Raw genomic sequence first — 19,020 nt, 5'->3', positions numbered from 1 at the left:
AAACTCATGGCTTACATTGAACTGAAAGGCGCGACGCTCGATCTTCCGATCTACGACATTTCCGGGCGCTCGCTCAAGAAAAAAGTGATGCGCATGGGGCGCCGCAACGAGATCGCCGAGGGCAATGACGGTGTGGTCGTCGTCCGCGCCATCGACAACATCGACGTGCGCCTCGAAAGCGGCGACCGCGTGGGTCTCATCGGCCACAACGGCGCGGGCAAGTCCACGCTCCTGCGCATGATGGCGGGAATCTATGCGCCGACGTCAGGCAGTATCGAGCGCGAGGGCAAAGTGGTCCCGCTGCTCGACATCAGCCTCGGCATGGACGACAACTCCAGTGGCCTGCAAAATATCCGTCTGCGTGGCCTGTTGCTTGGAATGTGCGACGAAGAGATCAAGGCGAAGCAGCAGGAAATTGCCGATTTCTGTGAACTGGGCGATTACCTGGACTTGCCGATCCGAACCTACTCGAGCGGCATGCGCGTGCGTCTGGCCTTTGCCGTGTCGACCGCCGTCGACGCGGAAATTCTTTTGCTCGACGAAGTGATGGGCGTCGGCGATGCCTCGTTCATGCACAAGGCGCAAGCGCGTCTTGCCGACTTGCACAGCCGCTCGGAAATCGTCGTGCTGGCGATGCATTCGAATCCCGAGATCCGGCGCGTGTGCAACAAGGTGCTGTGGATGGACCACGGCCGCGTGCGCGCTTTTGGTCCGACCGAAGCGGTCGTTGCCGCATACGAAGCGCATTACGGTACCTGAGCACTGCCTGGCGTCACGGCGCACTCGAGCGCCGGACGCCGTGCCGCCGGTTTGACCGGCGTGCCGTTTCCCGAATCCACAGACGATGACATCGCACGACTCTCATCCCGCTGATGCCACAGAGGCGCCGGTTCTCGACGCGCTTTCGCCGGCCTCGTTCTGGTGGCCCGAGCGCATCGTGCCTTCACCCTGGCTCGAACATGCGCCTTTTGCCTTCTGGCTGGTGGATGCGCTCCGTCCGTCATTGATCGTGGAAGCGGGCGCAACGGAAGGCTTTTTGTTCTCGGCGATGTGCCAGGCAGTGACGCAACTCGCACTCGATACGCGATGCATCGCGTTTGCCACCGAGGACGCAAACCCCGGCGCAGATACCGCGATATCCGATCACGAGATCTATCAGACGCGTCGTTATCAAGCGTTCTCGTGCGTCGTGCGCCCGGCCGGCAGGCAAGCCGCGGTCGAAGACATCCCCGATGGTTCGATCGATGTGCTGGTCCTGCTAGGTGAACCGTCCGCCCAGCAGTCCGCGAGCATGCAACTGGCGTCATGGCTGCCGAAGTTGTCGGCGAGAGCCATCGTGCTCGTACGCGCCGATGCTGTCTCGACGAGCTTTCCATCGTTGATCTTCCCGCACGGCGGCGGGCTAGGCGTGCTCATCGCCGGTTCGCATGCGCCGTTGGCGTTGCGTGCGCTCGCCGGTCTGCCGGAACGTGCGCGGCAGGACGTTTGCACGCGCTACGCGCGGCTTGGGACCGCGATTACAGCGAGCGAGTCGCTCACGGGCGTGCGTAAGGCGCTCGAAGCGCAGATCGCGGCGTTGAACGCTGAGCATGAGCGCGCGGAAGCGCTTGGGCAGCGTTTGCGCAGCGCTGAGGCAAGCCTGCAGGAGCATGAGGCGCAGTTCGCCCTGCTGCTCGGCGCCGACGACTGGCAGCGTAGCGTGGTCGACGAAGCGAACCTGCGTGCGGACTACGCGGAGAAAGAGCTTGCCGATCTGCGAGCGTCGACATCATGGCGCGTCACGGCACCGCTTCGTCAGGCGGTAGGAAGGACCGCCGGCTTGCGGCGCTTCGTGGCGCGCTCACGTCAGTTGTCCGCGCTCGTGCGCACTTCGATACGCGCCGACGGGGCGCTCGTCACCGCGCGCAAGGCCGTGTTCGCTGTGCGCAATCGCGGTCTGCGCGGACTCGTACATGGCGGTCTGTCGCCGGCGCGCGCGCCCAGACTCGTGCTGCCGCCTCCTACTCCGGCGCTCGAACAGCTTGCTTTGCGCGTGCTGATCGTCGCCGAGACGAGCATCCGGCAATGCATGAAGTATCGGGTCACGCAGAAGCAGCAGATGTTCGCCGAACTCGGCATCGATTGCACGGTCCTGTCGTGGAGAGAGCGCGCTGCGGTGCGGCAGGCTCTGCCGACACATTCCGTGGCGATCTTCTATCGCGTGCCGGGATTCCCAGAGAACCTCGACGTGATCGAGGAGGCGAAGGCGCTGGGCATCGTCACGCTATGGGAGGTCGACGACCTGATTTTCGACAGGTCGAAATATGCGCTCAACACCAATCTCGACGAGCTTTCGCAGTCGTTGCAGCGCGAACTGCTGGCGGGCGTCGATCTCTATCGCGCCGCGCTGCTCGCTTGCGACCGTGCGATCGCTTCCACCACCGGTCTCGCCGACGCGATGCGCGATGTCGGCATGAAGCATGTCGAAGTTGTCGAGAACGCGCTCGACCGCGAGACCATGCGGGTTGCCGCGAGTCTCAAGCTACAAGCGAAAAAGCGCGAGCGTGCGATGCTGCGCATCGTCTACGGGTCCGGCACGAAAACGCACGACAGCGACTTTCGCGTTGCCGCGCCGGCAATCAAGCGCGTGCTGCGCGCGCGGTCGCACGTGCGTCTGCGGGTGATCGGCGAGCTGAACCTGCCCGCTGATTTCGCCGATGTCGCCTCGCAGATCGAGCGTCAGTCGTCGTCGAACTATCCGACCTATCTCGGCCGTCTCGCAGAGTGCGACATCAGCATCGCTCCGCTGGAAGAGAGTGTGTTCAACGACGCGAAGTCGAACATCAAGTATCTGGAAGCGTCGGTCGTCCGTTTGCCTTCGGTGTGCTCGCCGGCCGCGGCGTTTCGCAGCGCGATCGTCTCCGGTGACACGGCGTTTCTCGCCGAGACCGACGCCGACTGGGAGCGCATGCTCCTGCAACTCGTCGACGATTCCGCACTGCGTGCGGAGATGGCTGCGCGGGCGTATCACTCGGTCATGCGCGACTACTCGCCTCATGCGATCGCTACCCGCCAGCTCGCGCCCGTCGTGGCGCCGTTCAAGCGGGAGCGCGGCGGCATGCGCGTGCTTGGCGTGAACATCTATTACGAGCCGCGCAGCTTCGGCGGAGCGACCATCATCGCCGAGGAAATGGCGCGCCGCCTGAGCGTTCCGGGCGAGAGCGAGTATTTCATGTTCACGTCGCTGCCGACCAGCGAAGTCGAGCCGTATCATCTGGTGCGCTATGAAGCGTCGACGGGTGGCGTGTTCGCGCTCGGACTGCCGGGAGAGCATGATCCGGCGTTCGAATTCGAGAATCCGCACGTGATCGGTCCGTTCACGGATGTCGTGCGCGCGGTGCGCCCGGACGTGGTGCATCTGCATAGCCTGCAAGGCATCGGCGCGCAGATCGCGGAAATCTGTGAGGAAGAGGGCATCCCGGTCGTCGTGACACTGCACGATGCGTGGTGGATCTGCGGCCGCCAGTTCATGATTACTGGGGAGCATCGCTATTGTCACCAGCGCAAGATCGACCTGACCGTTTGCGCGAGTTGCGTGAACAACCCGACGCTCAATTCGTACCGCCAGTTCAGACTACACGAGATTCTCGCGTCGGCAGACAAACTGCTTGCGCCCAGTGCGTTCTTCCGCGATCTGTACATCGAGAACGGCTTCGACGCGGCCAAGGTCGTTGTCAACAAGAACGGTATCCGGCCGCCCGCGCTGCGTAGACCTCGCGCCTCGCTGCGCGAGCGGCCGCTACGCTTCGGGTACGTCAGCGGAGAAACGCCGATCAAGGGTTCGCATCTGATCCGCAAGGCGCTCAACGTGCTGCCGTACGACAACTACGAGCTGCGCGTCGTCGATAACGGATTGAATCTCGGATTGCGTACCATTGATGCAGGCGTGTGGTCCGTGCCGGGTCGCCTCGAGGTGGTGCCGGCCTATACCCAGCAGACCATCGACACGTTCTTCCAGGAGATCGACGTGCTGCTCTTCCCGACGCAGTGGAAGGAGAGCTTCGGTCTTTCGGTGCGCGAGGCGCTGATTCGCGACGTGTGGGTCATCGCCACCGATGCGGGCGGTGTGATCGAAGATATCGTGGACGGTGAGAATGGCGACGTGATTGCGCTCGATGACGACGGTACGCAACTCGCCGCGGCGATCGGCGGGCTGCTCGCCGATCCGCAGAAGCTCGACGGTTACCGGAATCCGTATGCATCGTCGATTCGCGTATTCGATGATCAGGCGCGCGAACTGCGCGCGATTCTCGAGGACGTCGTGACGAAGCATGTCGCGTCGTCGGCGGTGGAGGCGGCGCGCTGAACGATGGGGCGTGGCGCGCCGCGTTCAGCGCCGCGCGCCGCGAAAGACCCACAACTTGGCCGAGAGAAAGTTGACGCCCATCCCTGCGATCGAGCCGACTGCGACTGCTGCGAGCGGCGTCCACGACGTGTCGGGCAGCAAATGGATGGCGACGACATAGGCGGCGTAATTGCACGCGCCGCCGAAGGCCATCGCGAGAAGGTATTCATTCCACTCGCGCCAGATGGAGCGGTCCTTCTGGCGCTCGAAAGTATAGCGGCGATTGATCTGCCACGTCGCGAAAACGGCCAGCAAAAACGAGATCACTCGGCCAACGTACGGACCGGTGCCGGCTTTCATCGCCAGATAGAGCGCGCCGGCGTCGACCACGAAGCCGATGACACCGGCGATGACGAATCGCAGGAACTGCCGCGACATGTCAGCGCTGCCCGGCGTGTAGCACGGGCGCATCGGCGCGCGTCGGCCTGACCATGAATTCGGATGGCGCTGGGATTGCCAAATAGGCGAGCCGCTTGGTTTCATTGCGTCCGCGCGTGACGGTATCGAGAACGATGCCGCATACGAGGAGAATCGCCCCGAACAGTGTGAGACCGCTGCACAGAATGACCGTTGGAATGCGCGGCACGAGGTGCGTTTCCACATAGGTCTCGAAAACCGGAACCGCGAGACCGATCGCGAGCGCCATGCAGATCGCGAACGCACAGCTGAAGAACAGCAACGGCTTCTCGCTCTTGAAGAGCTTGAGAATCGTCATCAGGATGCGAAAGCCGTCGCGGTACGTGTTGAGCTTGCTCGACGACCCTTCCGGGCGGGAGAAGTAGCGTGTCTCGATCTCTGCCACTGGCATCCGCATACCGAGCGCATGCACGGCCAATTCGGTTTCGATCTCGAACCCGGCCGAGTGAGCGGGGAAGGTTTTCGCGTAACGGCGCGAGAACACGCGATAGCCGGAGAGCATGTCCTTGAACGTGCGTCCGAAGATGGTGGCCGCGCATTGCGTGAGCATGACGTTGCCGAGACGATGGCCCAGCCGGTACGCAAGCTGTTCGTCCGAGAGTCGCGAGCCGACCACCATATCGAGGCCGTCCCTCACCAGCCGTTCGATCAGCATTGGCGCCGCCGACGCGTCATAGGTCGCATCGCCGTCGACCATCATGTAGACATCGGCATCGACGTCGGCGAACATGCGGCGCACGACATTGCCCTTGCCCTGCAACGGCACCGCGATCACGCGCGCGCCAGCTTTGAGGGCGACAGCGGCCGTGCCGTCACTCGAGTTGTTATCGAAGGCGACGATGTCGGCCTCGGGCAGCACCGCGCGGAAATCGGCAACGACCTTCGCAATCGTACTGGCCTCGTTATAGCAGGGGACGACGACGGCGATCCTCGGGGATGCATTCTGTTGGAGCATAGGGTGGTTGGACAGCTGAAAAATGAGCGGGCGACGTGTGCCTCTGTCGGCGCTATTGTATTGCATCTCGAAAGTCGGCCCGCCAAGTGCGGAGGCAGCGTGATGCGGTCTTGTAGAATACGCTGCCTCGCACGTGGGCATGCCGCCCGGTTGTGTTTCAAAATGTTGACTTCATGATCCGGTTGATTCCGCTCTTCGCGCACCTGCGCATGTGGCGACTGTCGCTGCTCTATATCTGCTACGCATTGCCGGCTGGATGTTTCCTGCTCATCGCGACGCCGCCGTTTCAGACGCCCGATGCCGCAAATCATTTTTTTCGGGCAACGCAGATCGCGCAGGGAGGCTGGTTCGCGCGAAGCTTCGGCGGTACGTCCGGCGGTCCCATCGATGTCGGCGCGAGCGCGTTCGCCGCGATCTTCGACCCGATCGCGCATCACGCGGAAGTCAAGCTCACCTCGTCGATGGACGAGCGAGGCCGCGCGATTCGCTGGAACGGCGACAACCGCAACGCCGAATTTCCGAACACCGCGATTTACCCTGCTTACGCATACGTGCCACAGGCGCTGGCGATCGCCGCCGGGCGCGCGCTGCACGTGCCCGTTCGCGCGACTTATCTCGCCTCGTGCGCGTTCAGCCTGTTGGTGAGCGTCGCGCTGACCTCATGGGCGATCGCGATTGCGCGAGGCACCGCGCTCGCGCTTTTCGCGATCGCGCTCCTGCCATGCACCGCCATGCTGTTCTCGTCGGTGAGTCAGGAAGCCACCGTCGTGCCGCTCTGTTTTCTGCTGATCGCCTGGATCGACCGTTCGATTGACGATGGTGTCGTGGTATCGCACCGCGCGCTCATGCTGATGGCATTGGCGTATATCGTGGCCGTATCGGCGCGGCCGCCGTACGTCGGTCTTCTATTAATGATCTTCGCGCCAGGCTTGCGGATCGATGCGTCGCGCTACGCGCTCGTGCAGCGGCTGGCCTGGTTCGTCGCGACCGCCGCAGTGGCGGCGTTCGCCACGCTCGCCTTCAGCCGCGCGGGCTGGGCGCCGGTATCCGCGCCGCGTTCGCTTGGCGGCCAGATCGCGTTCCTGCTGCATGCGCCACTGCAATTCGTCCACGTGGCGATCGCCACGCTCAAGTCCTACGGCGGCGTCTACATAGTGAGTTTCATCGGCGTGCTCGGCTGGCTCGACGCATCGTTCAGACACGGCTATTACACGCTGGCGCTGCTCATGTTCGCGGCTCTCGCCATCGCATGCGCACTGCCGGCTAACGGGCCGCGGACGGCGTGCGCAGCGGACCGCGGCGCGGCTGTATTGGCTTTCGGGACCAGCGCGGCGATGATCTTCGGCTCGCTGTATCTCACCTGGACTCCGGTCGGAAATGCGGTTGTCGAGGGCGTGCAGGGACGTTATTTCATCGCGCTCGCGCCGCTCATTGCACTCTCGCTCACCGCACTGACAGCGTCCGCGCAACGTGGAAAAGCGGTGCCCGGAAACAGCGTACGGAAACTGCGCGGCCTATGTGTCGCCATCGTTCTGGTGTTTCCACTGGTGACCTACATCGAGCTGGTCGATCTCGTTTTGCACCGCTACTACCTCTGAGCGCATAATCCGCAGCCTCATTGGGAGAACTATGCGGTGCGGTAAGATGCTAAGGTTTTTCTTACCCGTCGTGCGGCGCAACATGCCCGTTATTCATTGTCGAGCTCTACCGAAATATGAATCACGCAAATTCCGAGTATTGGCTCAAGAAATCCGGTGAAGCCTATTTCGATCAGCAGGTCGGAAGAGCCGGTGCCGGCAACGACAGCTACCGCGAACAAGAAAGGTGGCTTAACGAATTCTTTCAGCAACAGGCTGAGCGGCTCGGACGCCCGGCACGGGTGCTCGAATTCGGCTGTGGCTTCGGCCGCTTCGCGCGGCTCTTCGAAGGCCACGAACGAGTGCAATATCACGGCTACGACTTCTCGGCGTCCATGGTCCAGCCGCTATTCGACGATCCGCCACCCGGCCTGGTGCCGCTGGACGCTCGTGTGCGCGTCGCGCCGACCGTCGGTGAGGCATTTCCCGGCGAGCATTTCGATGTCGTGTTCACGGTCTCGGTGCTCATTCACAACGCGCCCGAACAGGCCGCCCGGCTCGTCTCTCAAATGATGGAAATGGCCGAGTCGCACGGCAACGTTTGCCTGATCGAGAATGCGCTCGTGCCGCTGACCATGAAGGAGAACAACTGGCATGGCGGCTGTTGGGTCCACGATTTCGCGGGTACGACTGCGCCCCAGTTCGATACTTGCGTCACCTACCGTCTGAGCGATGTCCACAGTGTCTACCGCCTCAGCATGCCGGTCGCGGGGGAACGTAAGGTGACGCTGATAAAGGGCGACGCGCCCGAGCGGCCGACCACGCTGGACGAGCTGAAACTGCTCGGCATGGAGCGTCTCAGGCTCGCGACCGCCTTGCTCGAGAACGAGTTGAACGAGGCCGCCGCGCTGCAGGCCGATGCGCACGATCAAGGCGAATTCGCACGCTATGCGGAGCAGCGCAGAGAGCGCATGCAGCAAGCGCTCGTCGCGTCGATCGACGCTCTCGAGAAGCTGCCGGGTCAACCCGCGGTCGATGTGCAAGGTGAGCGGGACGACGTTGATGCGCTCGCTGCCCGCCTGAAGCAACTCACCGACGCTGCCGCTGTGACGATAACCCGGCTCACTCGCGCGCAGACACTGCGCAGCACGGTGACCGCCGCGCTCGCCGAGGTTCATGCCGGTAATTCCCTTTCAAAGCCTCAGGAAACACCGGCGTCCGTGGCCGTTCGGCAGAAGCGCCCGGATGCCAGCGTCGAGGCGCAGCAGCGGCTTGCGCCGGGCGAGGAGTTCGGCTGGGACCGGCCGGGCGACGTTCAGTGGGGATGCACCGACGAGCGCTTCGCCAGCGTGTGTCACGTGATGAATGTCGAATGGATCGGTATTCGAGCGGCAGCGGCTGGCTTACCAGGGCACAAACTGGTCGTCTCCGCGTCGCGTGAGCTGTCGGCTCCGGCTGTCGGGCAGATCGCGCAGATCCTGACCAGCAACGGCATCACGCGGCTCGTCGTGCATGGCATGTCGGCGCCCTTGGCCGCTCTCGTCAGCGCACTCAAAAAGTCGATCGACATCTCGGTCTATGTCGTATGGCACGGCGCCCCGGCCATGTGGTCGATGATCCACGAGACCGAGCTGTTCACGCGTGTCTCACGCCTGCTGGAACGAGGCGAGATCACGCGAATCGCTGGCATGCGCTCGGGCATGCAGCCCGCGCTCGGCCCGCGCGGGTTCGCGCGCCAGTTGTTCAACCTGCCGCCGACGCTGTCCGAGACATTCGGCGCCGCCGACGCGCTGCTGCCGGTACCGGAGCGGGGCGACGCGCCCGGTGCGGTAGTCTTCGCGCCGTCGTGGCACGTGCTACACAAGAATCTGCCGACCAATCTCATCGCCGCGAACCAGTCCACGAAGGTCGCCCAGGTCTGGACGCTTGACGGCGAGATCCGTCTGCCTCCAGGCCTTGACGACAAAGTAAAGCGTCTTGCGCCGCGCTCGCTGCGCGGCATGCTCGACACGATGAAGCTGGTGGACCTCGTGACGAACGTGAGCTTGATCGATTGCCATCCGATGATCGAGCTCGAGGCGCTCGCCGTGCGCACGCCTTGCCTGCGCGGTCCGCTGTTCATGGATGCGCTCGATGATCATCCTTATGTCGCCGCGACGCTGGTGGAGAATCCGCTCAGCGTAGTGGACGTGATGAAACGTATCGATGCCGTGCTCGAGATTCCGCGAGAAGACATGCTTGGCATGATGGCGGATTACGATCGCGCGCTGCGCGAGGTATCGATTGCCCGTTATTGCGAGTTTCTGGAGCTGTAAAGAGTGAGCCGACTGCGCGTCTTCGTTACCCGAGAAATCTATCCGTTCACAGCAGGCGGCATTGGCCGCGTGGTTGCGAACATGCTTTCCACGCAGCCTCCCGGCGACGGCTTTCGCATGGCGGTCGTCTATCTCGGCGAACCGCTCGATCCGGCGCGCTTCGCGCTGACGTATCCCGGCGTGATGCTGGTCAATGCACCGGCTGGCGGCTATCTGGAGCAGGACGGCGCATCGTCCTATCCGCCTGTCGAGTGCTATACGACTTCGCCGCTGCATGCCGAGTCCGTGCGGGCGATGCAGGCGCTCAAACACATGGAGCGCGAGCACGGGCCTATCGAGTACGTCGAATTCCCTGACTGGGGCGGCACTGCGTTTGCGACCTGCCAGGAAAAAAAACTGGGCCTTGCGTTTGCTGAAACGGTTATCGCCGTTCGCCTGCATACCGCCGACAGCCTGCTGTCGCGCTACGAACTGCGAGTGATCGATTCGTCGTCGATAGCGCTGTACGATCTCGAGCGCAAGGCGCTGATGGATTGCGACCGGATAGTGGCGCAACTGGCACCCGTCGCCGAGGTAATGCGGGAGTTCTTCGACATAGAACCGGCTCTCTGGGCGGCAAAGCTGCATGTGCACGCGCCCCCGGTGTTGCTCGACCACGACACGTCGCCGACGCGCAGCATCACGCCGCAGCTCGACACGCCGATCGTGTTCTCGTCGAAGATTCAGCACTGCAAGCGCCCTGACGTTTTCATACGAGGCGTGTGCGGCTTCCTGCGTGCGAACGCCGACTACACGGGCCGCGTGATATTTCTCGCCCATGCGTTCAGCAGCGAATACGCGGAAAGCATGCAGGCATTGATTCCGGAAGACCTGAAGTATCGCTTCACATATGTCAGCAACGCGTCGCAACTGGAGCGCCATCAGATCATCGAGCGCTCGGTATGCGTGTTCCCCACCGTATTCGAATCATTCTGTCTTGCGGCCTACGAGGCTTCGCTGAGCGGCGCTGTGTGTGTGCTCAATGCAGGAAATCCGGCGTTCGGAGACGGTACGCCATGGAAGGAGGGTGAGAACTGCCGCAAGTTCGACGGCTTCACCGACGACCTCGCCGACGTTCTTGGGCAGATTTTCGCCGCGCCGCGCGCATATGACGTCGTGGCGATCCCCGAAACTGCGCGGCCGTACGACCTTCCGGCGCCGCAAGCAGTCACGACCGCAACGTCCGCTACGCCCGAGTATCCGCTCGTCAGCGTGCTCGTCACGCATTGCAACCTCGGGCGTTACCTGCGCGAGACGCTCGACAGCGTGCTCGCGTCCGACTACCCGAACCTCGAAATCGTCGTCGTCGACGATGCATCGACCGAAGACGTGAGCCTCGCGGTGATCAACAGCCTCGATCACGCGAAAGTGGATGGCCTCACGGTCGTGAGACGGCCGCACAACGCGGGGTTGTCGGCTGCGCGAAACCTGGCGGCGAAGGTCGCGAAGGGCGAATATGCGATTCCGCTCGACGCCGACGATCTGATCCATCCGTCGTTCATCAGCGTCGCGGTGCGGGCGCTCGAGCGCCACGGCGAATATGACTTCGTCGTCCCCACGACGGGCTATTTCGTCGACGCAGACATCGCGCGGATGATGGTCGAGGGTTGCCGGGATTCCATCGTGTTCGTCGGCGATGCGCGCGCGTCGGGCCTCCTGAAGAACCGTTTTTCGACAGCGACGATGCTCACACGCCGCGCGGTACTGGTCGATCTGAAATACAACGAGGAATTGACTGCCTATGAAGACTGGGACCTGTACCAGCGCGCGGTGATTCAGGGCAAGCGATTCCTCGTCACGAACAATCTGAATTTCTACTACCGGCATCGCCCGGACTCGATGAACCACAATCCGCAGAAGGCTTTGAGGGAGAAGCTGTTATGGCACGACGTGCTGCGCATGCGCTCTCTGAAGATCGGCGCGATCGAGATCCCGGGTTATGTGGCCGCGATGGGCGCCGTCCTGCCCGTCGCCGATTCTTCCTCCGAGCGCGTCGCGAGGCTAGAGGCCGAACTCGACGAGTACCGGCGCAGCGAGGTGGTCTTTGCGTCGCTGCGCGTCGCGCATTTCCTGCAGGCGCGCGCGCCGTGGGCGTTGAATGCCGGCAGGCGCGTTGCGCGCGCAATGTGGCATCTTTTCAAATAAGGCAGGAGGGGAGCGCCGCCGCTCCCGACGACAGGGCTCGTTGACTGCCCGTTTCCAATCAATCGATCGACTATGAACAGGAACACGGCTCCGGGATCACGCTGGATCGCGGCATGCAACGGCATGCTTTGCCTCGGCGGCTTTGCGCTGACCCTCGCATCGGGCTATCCGGGCATCATGACGCCCGATTCGACCGATGTGATGAATCAGGCCGTAACGGGCAGTTGGAGTGACTGGCACGCACCGTTTTATACGTTCATTTTCAGCTTGATGTCGCCGTCGCGTCTGGGTCCGGTCGGGATGCTGCTGGTCAACAACGTCGTGTTGTGGGCGGCGACATTTCTGCTGGCGGACGCAGCGCGCAAACGTTACGGCTGGTTCAGCACGTTTTTCTGCGTGATTCCGCTGTGTCCGGCCATCATCTATATGCCGAGCTTTATCTGGGATGTATCGCTGCATGTAGCGTTGTGGGCGCTGGCGGCTGCGCTAGTGTTCCGCGACGTAGCGGCGGACCGCACGATAGCAACTGGCACATGCGTGGCTGCGATCTTGCTCATTATCGCTGGCGTGCTCGTTCGGCAGAACGGATGGTTCGCTGCCGCGCTGCTGGTGCTGACGGCATTGCCGGCGACGCTGCGTTTGCCGATGCGGCTCTTCATCGCTGCGGCCGCGTTCGTGGCGATGCCTCTCATATGGACCGGCTTTGCGAAGGTTACACAGACCGTCAGCTCCCACGCGGTGAACTCGATCCTGATTCTCGATCTAGGCGCAATGTCGGCCGAGCTGCGGAGCAATCAGTATCCTGGCGACTGGACGCCGGCGCAGACCGACAAGGTCGAGCACGACTGCGTGCCAGACTCGCTCGACACGCGCGCTCCGGACAACGGTTGGGATGTGTTTGCCTGGGGACGCTGTGGCTTCGTCGCCAAGACCCTTGACGAACAGCATTTGCTGAGCACTCCCGTGTTGGGCAAGGCGTGGCTTTCGACCATCGTGCATCACCCGGCCGCCTACGCACGCTCGCGAATCAAGTTCTTCGCGACGTTCCTGCATTCTCAGAACTCGACGCCGGTGCTGACGAATAGCCCGTCCAACGAAGCCACCGGCTGGCCCATCGAGAATCATGCGTTGATTGGCGGCCTTTACGCGTATGCGAGCAGCTTTCTCAACCTGTGGGTGTTTCGTCCGGGTCCTTGGCTCGCATGCAACTTGTTGGGGTTCTGCGCGCTCGGATGGCTGCTCCGGCGTTCCGCGGGATCTCCGGAGCGACGTCAGGTTGCCGTTTTCGGCACGCTGCTGGCGGGTTGTTCGATCGTATGGGTCTTTACGTACGCGATCTTCGGTGTCGCATTCGATTTTCGCTACGTGTTCTGGACAGTTTATATATCGCTGGTATGCCTGTTGATAGCGATTGGTGAAATCGCCGTGGACCGCACCCGACGTAATGCCACGAATCCCGCCTGCCGCGCAACCAGCACTCGATAGAGACTTGAAGATGATGGAAACCAACGAAGATCCGAACAAGGCGATTATTCAGGTTCCGGTCGAAATGATCTTCACTGAGGATTATCAGACGACTGGGGGAGCCGTCGATAATTGGACTCAGGAATGGTTTCGTCACAACCGGCGCTGGTCCAATCTGCCGATAGGGCGCCTTTGGCCGCATCACCAGTTGTATCAGTTCTTTCGGGGCAGCCACTCGGACGACGCGGCCGCATACCTGGCCTGGTATCGGAACATTTTCGAACTGCGGGGAATGAAGAGCCCCCGTGCAGAGCCAGATGTTCTGGAAGGTCGCTTCAGGCTCTTTCAGAAGTGGAATCGCGTGCTCTGGTCCGGAGGACCGGGCGATCCCGAATTCATTCTGGACGCCTCATTCGACGCTGAGCGGGGCGTATTCATGCTTAAGGACGGTCATCACCGTTCGGCGTTCTTGCGGGGGGCTGGCATTCGCTATCTCTTGTTGCGAGTGACGCGCGAAGAGAGCGAAACGTGGCTCAATCCGGACGAGGCGCAACACGTCAGGGACGTGCTTGCCGCCCAGTCTCGCGCCGAGTTCTATACGCCGATCCAGCATCCGGACTTCTACGCCATCGATGCACTGCGCGAAGCCAGCTATCGGAGCCGCCTCGATCATATTTTCGAATATCTCGGCCCGTACAGATTTCGCGGTCGCCTGCTGGATATTGGCTCCAACACGGGTTATTTCTCTCACCAGTTCGCGCGAGAGGGCGTGGAGGTCGTAGGCTTCGAGCCAGACCGGAATCACTTCGATCTCGCAAACGCCCTGTCGCGGCTCTACCGGTCGAGCGCTCGCTTCGAGAATAAGCCTTTCGAAGACGCGAATCCGAATGAGCACTTTTCCGGCAGCTTTCTTCTGACCGTGCTCTATCACCTTCTGGCGCAGGACAAGCATCGTCCACTGCTGGAGCGGCTCGACCAGATGGTCGAAGACTTCGTGATCTGGGAGTCCGGAAGCAACCCGGAAGTAGAGAAAGAGGTCGTCAGGCGCTTCACGCGATTCGCGAACTATCGGAAAATTGCCGACACCTACGGAACCGGCCGCGCGCGCGAATTGGGCATTTTCTTTACCGAGGACTTTGGCAAGTCGTTCGATGCAGCGCACGCCGAATTTTCAGTCGCCAGGCCTGGCGATCAGAAACTCAACCTGAGCACGGAGAAGCAACGAAGATGGTTCGGCTGGTTGCGCTAGAGTCAGGTTTAACTGTTCGAAGGTGGCTGGCTGTCGGGCTGAATCATTCGCCTCAACCAATGCAGCCAACCGTGCAGGTTGCAGCGTTGATACGTCCAGTTTTAGAGCGAAACACATGCAGTCCCTGACATGGGCGCTGACTGCTTTAGCTGCCTCGCTCGCCACCGCTGTCGCGTTTTAAAAAGTGATTGAGAGGCCGTTTCTCCGATCAAAGCGGAAGCACAGGGCTGATCGAGCGTCGGTCGCTCAGCCCGAGAAATCTCTCTGAGTCGAGCCGAATCGGCTTGGCGCCCGTCTCCGATTTTCCGCCTCGTCCACCGGAAGGCCCGCTCAATGGACGACATTCTCTGGAACACCCTCTGCCTAGTATTTCTGACTGCCTCTCGGTCAAAAAATGGCGGCGCCACTTGGCCGACGTCCAGCGGCTCCCGATCTTGCCGGCGCAGAGATAAAGATCGGTTATGATCCAATTCTCGCAAAGCGTTACCGTAAGTAATAACTACCAGATCGTCAGTTAGATGCTGATCTCGTGGACAACCTGGCGCGCGCGCCAAAGCTGGAAGCGACCAGGAGCACAGCCATGAACAAGAATTACTCTCTCGAGGGTTTGCGCGGCGTCGCCGCGCTCATCGTCTTCATCTCTCACGCTGCATTCGGCTTCTACCCCTTTACTCAAACCGGAAAGGCTGAACATCTCCGCTCTGGCTTTGACTCGTGGATCTGGAATCACGCGGTCCATTTCACCTATTCAGGTGAATTGGCGGTAAGCATCTTTTTCGTCTTGAGTGGCTACGTCCTGACACGGAAGTACATCAAGAGTCCTGATGTTTCCTTGTTGACTCAGGCGGCCGCGAAGCGATACATCCGCTTGGGATTGCCAGTTTTTGTCGCCGTGTTGATCGGCTACATCCTCATGGCGTTTGATGCAGTTCCGGCAACGAAGGGCGTCCTGCCGCAGACGTTCGTTTGGTCCGTTTATCAAAGAGCCGTCTCTCTGCCGACTGCTTTGCGCGATGGTGTCTACGGAGCATTGCTGTTCGGGGATGCCGGCTACGACTACGTGCTTTGGACCATTCAGATCGAGTTCTACGGGTCGCTCATGATCTTCGCCTTCTTCGCTGTCTTCGGACCGATCCGGTATAACGGGATCGCCGCGCTCATCGTCTCGCTCGTCCTGATGAAGACTGTTCCGATTCAGGGAACCCTTCTGTCGTTGTTCTTTGCAGGCGCGTATCTGAACTACGACTGGATCACCAATGCGATCAAGACCGTTGCGATACCTATGTTGTTAGTCGGTCTCTTCATCGGTGGGTACGACAGCTCGATGCCCGTGTATGCGGGCGTTGCGCGTTTCGCCAACTATCTTCAGTTCGGATGGGGGATCAAGCCGTACTGGCCACTGTTTTTTGTTGGCTGCGGCGCGGTCCTGATCGTCGCCAGCGTTCTTGCCAGCCCGGCGCTTCAAAGGGCGCTTTCGACGAGTCCAATCGCTTGGCTCGGCCGAGTTTCGTTCGGGATGTATTTGGTGCACACATTCGTTTTGGCGTCCGTAGGTGCGGCGGTCTTCCGTATCCTGGAGCCTCACTTGCCATATTGGGCGAGCGCTGCGCTCTCGTCCGGACTGGCGCTCGCGGTTGCGCTCTTGACGGCCGAGATTTTCACTCGCTTCGTTGATCTGCCGGCAACTCGCCTTGCGAATTCGTTCGCAAGGTCGATCACCGTGCGCCCATGCACTCCCGACGGACATTTGATCCAGAGTCGCGAATAGGGACGGGCTTTCCGTTCACAAAGCTGGAACTGCGGGCTACGCTGGACTTTCGCGCGCGAGGTCAGTTTTGATCGACCGCGACTCGAAATCGCATTGTCGTTCGTCGGGTTGCACGCCGCTGTTGCCGCCGATGGCAAGGCGTTGCGCAAAATCTCGGGCGCAGCTCGTTGCGGGCGCAAGTAAAGTCGGCTTGACGCAAGAAACGCCGAAGGGCTGCTGGAAATCTGCAGAAATACTGTCGTGGTCCTGAAAAAAATGCACCTCGCCCTCCTCTACACCCTCTTCGCCGCCATCGCCACCGCCGCCAACATCGGCGCCCAGGACCTCACCACGCACCTCTACACTGGCCCGTGGCACATCCTGCTCTCGGTATTCATCGGCACCGGCGTCGGTCTCGTCGTGAAGTACGTGCTCGACAAGAAATGGATCTTCCGTTTCAAGGCGGAAAACGCGCGCCACGACGCCACCATGTTCACGCTCTACGTGACGATGGGCCTCGTCACCACGGCGATCTTCTGGGGTGTGGAGTTCGGCTTCAACCACATCTTCGGGACAGCCGAAATGCGCTACCTAGGCGGTTGCATCGGCCTGGCGATCGGCTACGTGATCAAGTACCGCCTCGACAAGCGCTACGTGTTCCGAACATTCGCCTAAAGCGACGCTCGCTTAAACAAAAAACGAGGCACATTGCGAATGATCAGCATGATGCCCCACCAGAACCACGGCGTATAAAGCACATCCTTCTTCCGCTCGACCGCGCGCACGATATCCTTCGCGACCTTCTCCGGCGTCGCGACGAGCGGCCCCGGCAGCGGCAGACCCGCGGTCATCGGTGTGGCGACGAAGCCGGGCTTGATATCGACCACATGCACGCCGACCTTGAACAACCGCGCCCGCAAGCCCTCAAGAAACGCCTGCAACGCGGCCTTCGCGCTGCCGTAAAGGTAATTCGACGGCCGCCCGCGATCTCCCGCCACCGATGAAATCACCGCCAGCGTCCCATGCCGCTGCACTTCGAGCCGATTGGCGAGCGGCGTAATCAGCGCGATCAGCGACAGCGCATTGGTATGAAACTCGCGCACCGCGACGGCCGGATCGCTCTGACAAGCGGCCTGATCCGGTAGCGTCCCCGACGCGACCAGCACGATATCGATCGAATCCATATGCGCGACGCAATCGGCGAGCATCGCGGCGTGATCGTCGAGTTTGTCGATATCGAGCCGATGCATGGCAACCGACGCAGCTCCACGCGCCGTCAAATCAGCCGCAACCTGCTCCATGCGTTCCCGATTGCGCGCGACGAGAAAGAAGCGCGCGCCTTTAATCGCCCATTCGCGCGCGCAGGCGATGGCAATGGCGGACGTGGCGCCCACGATGACGATGTTTTTCATAGGCCGGTCATTCGCTTCCAGAAATGCGACAGCATCGCCGGATCGCGAAGCGACTCGAGTTGCTGCCACTGAGGATAGGCGGCGCGAAAATCGGCGCCCGACATGTGCGCGTCCTTGGCCGGATAGATGCGTCCGCCGGCTTCGCGCACGATCGAATCGAGCGCGGCGAAAAGGTGCGAATTGCGCAGCTCGTGCTGCGGAAAATCGAGCGCGAGCGACGTACCTTCCATCGGAAACGACAACAGTCCCGGCGATGGGATGTCCCCGCAACGCTTGAGCACCGCGAGAAACGAGCCAGTGCCGCTCGATGAAATGCGATCGAGCATCGCGCGCACCGCATCGCGCGCGCTCGCCGCCGGCACGACGCACTGATACTGCTGAAACCCCGACGGCCCGTAGATGCGATTCCATTCGAGCAGGCTGTCGAGCGGATAGAAATAGCCGTCATAACCGACGCGCGACAACTCGAAGGGCTTGCGCTGCTTGCGGTAATACAGTTCGTTGAACGCGCGCAGCGTGACGCCGTTGATGAGCGAGACGGGCGGCGTAAGCGGCATGCGACGCGTATGCCGTTCCTCGACATCGAGCGAGCCGTGAATCGCGTGATCGCCCGCCATGAATATGCCGCGTCCGAGCGCCGGCCCGCGGCTCGCGCAATCGACCCACGCGACGCAGTACTCATGCTTCGCGTCGTACTCCTCCGACAGATCGAAGAACTCGTCGAGCGTGCCGAAGCGGATGCTCGTCACGTCGATGAGACTCGTGCGGATCGGCATCAGCGAAAATTCGGCCCACAAGATGAGTCCCGTGAGCCCGAGTCCGCCGATCGTCGCATTGAACATGTCCGTGTTCGTGTCCGGCGAGCATTCGATCACCGTGCCGTCGCTGCGTGCGACGCCGAATGCGTGCACATGGCGCCCGAACGTGCCGCGCACGTGATGATTCTTGCCGTGCACGTCGTTGGCGATGGCGCCGCCGAGCGTCACGTACTTCGTGCCCGGCGTGACCGGCAGCATCCAGCCGCGCGGCACCGCGAGCGCGAGAATCTGCTCGAACGTGATGCCTGGCTCGGCGCGCACGACGCCGCGCGTCCAGTCGGCGCTGATGATGCGATCGAGCGCGAGCGTCTGGAACACATGATTCGAACTGGCGAGGCAGACATCGCCGTAACTGCGGCCGTTGCCGAATGCGAGCGTCGTGCCGTGCGCGCGCTGCACGTCGTGCCATCGCGTCTGCGCTTCGTCGCGCCAGTGGGCGGCGTGCGCCGTCTGCGGCAGATGCGGGTAGCGGCCCCAGGAGAGCAGTTCGCTCATCGG

Annotated in this window: 13 protein-coding genes; 9 read left to right on the top strand and 4 right to left on the bottom strand. The window is 61.8% G+C overall.

The genetic code is table 11. The features are described from left to right. Positions 1–6 precede the first annotated feature (6 nt). Together NCS28_RS10535 and NCS28_RS10530 are read left to right on the top strand one after the other, a co-directional pair. A complete protein-coding gene (locus tag NCS28_RS10535; RefSeq protein WP_250513773.1) occupies positions 7–759 on the top strand; it encodes an ABC transporter ATP-binding protein in 753 nt (250 codons plus the stop codon). A gap of 85 nt (positions 760–844) precedes the next feature. Next, positions 845–4,345, top strand: a complete 3,501-nt coding sequence (locus tag NCS28_RS10530) for a glycosyltransferase (RefSeq protein WP_250513772.1) — start codon at positions 845–847, stop codon at positions 4,343–4,345. 24 nt (positions 4,346–4,369) lie between these two features. Here NCS28_RS10530 and NCS28_RS10525 read toward each other — a convergent pair whose 3' ends face one another. Then, entirely contained in the window at positions 4,370–4,762 is a 393-nt protein-coding gene (locus NCS28_RS10525) for a GtrA family protein (RefSeq protein WP_250513771.1), read from the bottom strand. A gap of 1 nt (position 4,763) precedes the next feature. Further along, a complete protein-coding gene (locus NCS28_RS10520; RefSeq protein WP_250513770.1) occupies positions 4,764–5,756 on the bottom strand; it encodes a glycosyltransferase family 2 protein in 993 nt (330 codons plus the stop codon). Between the two features lie 173 nt (positions 5,757–5,929). On the opposite strand from NCS28_RS10520, the gene NCS28_RS10515 reads away from it, so the two are divergent. From NCS28_RS10515 to NCS28_RS10485, 7 genes are all read left to right on the top strand, one after another. After that, positions 5,930–7,354 carry a DUF2142 domain-containing protein gene (locus NCS28_RS10515; protein WP_250513769.1) on the top strand — a complete coding sequence of 475 codons (1,425 nt, stop codon included), beginning with the start codon at positions 5,930–5,932 and terminating at the stop codon, positions 7,352–7,354. 116 nt (positions 7,355–7,470) lie between these two features. Next, positions 7,471–9,648 carry a class I SAM-dependent methyltransferase gene (locus NCS28_RS10510; protein ID WP_250513768.1) on the top strand — a complete coding sequence of 726 codons (2,178 nt, stop codon included), beginning with the start codon at positions 7,471–7,473 and terminating at the stop codon, positions 9,646–9,648. A 3-nt stretch (positions 9,649–9,651) separates the two neighbouring features. Next, positions 9,652–11,832 carry a glycosyltransferase gene (locus NCS28_RS10505; protein WP_250513767.1) on the top strand — a complete coding sequence of 727 codons (2,181 nt, stop codon included), beginning with the start codon at positions 9,652–9,654 and terminating at the stop codon, positions 11,830–11,832. 72 nt (positions 11,833–11,904) lie between these two features. Beyond that, positions 11,905–13,317, top strand: coding sequence for a hypothetical protein (locus NCS28_RS10500; RefSeq protein ID WP_250513766.1), 1,413 nt, complete (start codon positions 11,905–11,907; stop codon positions 13,315–13,317). 10 nt (positions 13,318–13,327) lie between these two features. Then, positions 13,328–14,545 carry a class I SAM-dependent methyltransferase gene (locus NCS28_RS10495; protein ID WP_250513765.1) on the top strand — a complete coding sequence of 406 codons (1,218 nt, stop codon included), beginning with the start codon at positions 13,328–13,330 and terminating at the stop codon, positions 14,543–14,545. Between the two features lie 580 nt (positions 14,546–15,125). After that, positions 15,126–16,313 carry an acyltransferase family protein gene (locus NCS28_RS10490; RefSeq protein WP_250513764.1) on the top strand — a complete coding sequence of 396 codons (1,188 nt, stop codon included), beginning with the start codon at positions 15,126–15,128 and terminating at the stop codon, positions 16,311–16,313. Between the two features lie 240 nt (positions 16,314–16,553). Beyond that, positions 16,554–16,967 carry a GtrA family protein gene (locus NCS28_RS10485; protein ID WP_350029781.1) on the top strand — a complete coding sequence of 138 codons (414 nt, stop codon included), beginning with the start codon at positions 16,554–16,556 and terminating at the stop codon, positions 16,965–16,967. On the opposite strand, the gene NCS28_RS10480 is transcribed toward NCS28_RS10485, so the two are convergent. Both NCS28_RS10480 and NCS28_RS10475 read right to left on the bottom strand, forming a co-directional pair. Beyond that, a complete protein-coding gene (locus NCS28_RS10480) occupies positions 16,964–17,704 on the bottom strand; it encodes an SDR family oxidoreductase (RefSeq protein ID WP_250513763.1) in 741 nt (246 codons plus the stop codon). The genes NCS28_RS10485 and NCS28_RS10480 overlap by 4 nt on opposite strands. Then, the gene (locus NCS28_RS10475; RefSeq protein WP_250513762.1) at positions 17,701–19,017 is read right to left on the bottom strand and encodes an FAD-binding oxidoreductase; all 1,317 of its coding nucleotides are present in this window, start codon (positions 19,015–19,017) and stop codon (positions 17,701–17,703) included. The genes NCS28_RS10480 and NCS28_RS10475 overlap by 4 nt, the downstream gene beginning before the upstream one ends. Positions 19,018–19,020: the final 3 nt, after the last annotated feature.

Source organism: Caballeronia sp. INDeC2, from assembly GCF_023631325.1.
Taxonomy (GTDB): Bacteria; Pseudomonadota; Gammaproteobacteria; order Burkholderiales; family Burkholderiaceae; genus Caballeronia.
This window is presented reverse-complemented; position numbering and strand designations above follow the sequence as displayed.

Excerpts from the sequence above, each read along its gene's own strand:
- NCS28_RS10535 (WP_250513773.1), top strand. The coding sequence starts at position 7 with ATGGCTTACATTGAACTGAAAGGCGCGACGCTCGATCTTCCGATCTAC.
- NCS28_RS10530 (WP_250513772.1), top strand. The coding sequence starts at position 845 with ATGACATCGCACGACTCTCATCCCGCTGATGCCACAGAGGCGCCGGTT.
- NCS28_RS10525 (WP_250513771.1), bottom strand. The coding sequence starts at position 4,762 with ATGTCGCGGCAGTTCCTGCGATTCGTCATCGCCGGTGTCATCGGCTTC.
- NCS28_RS10520 (WP_250513770.1), bottom strand. The coding sequence starts at position 5,756 with ATGCTCCAACAGAATGCATCCCCGAGGATCGCCGTCGTCGTCCCCTGC.
- NCS28_RS10515 (WP_250513769.1), top strand. The coding sequence starts at position 5,930 with ATGATCCGGTTGATTCCGCTCTTCGCGCACCTGCGCATGTGGCGACTG.
- NCS28_RS10510 (WP_250513768.1), top strand. The coding sequence starts at position 7,471 with ATGAATCACGCAAATTCCGAGTATTGGCTCAAGAAATCCGGTGAAGCC.
- NCS28_RS10500 (WP_250513766.1), top strand. The coding sequence starts at position 11,905 with ATGAACAGGAACACGGCTCCGGGATCACGCTGGATCGCGGCATGCAAC.
- NCS28_RS10495 (WP_250513765.1), top strand. The coding sequence starts at position 13,328 with ATGATGGAAACCAACGAAGATCCGAACAAGGCGATTATTCAGGTTCCG.
- NCS28_RS10490 (WP_250513764.1), top strand. The coding sequence starts at position 15,126 with ATGAACAAGAATTACTCTCTCGAGGGTTTGCGCGGCGTCGCCGCGCTC.
- NCS28_RS10480 (WP_250513763.1), bottom strand. The coding sequence starts at position 17,704 with ATGAAAAACATCGTCATCGTGGGCGCCACGTCCGCCATTGCCATCGCC.
- NCS28_RS10475 (WP_250513762.1), bottom strand. The coding sequence starts at position 19,017 with ATGAGCGAACTGCTCTCCTGGGGCCGCTACCCGCATCTGCCGCAGACG.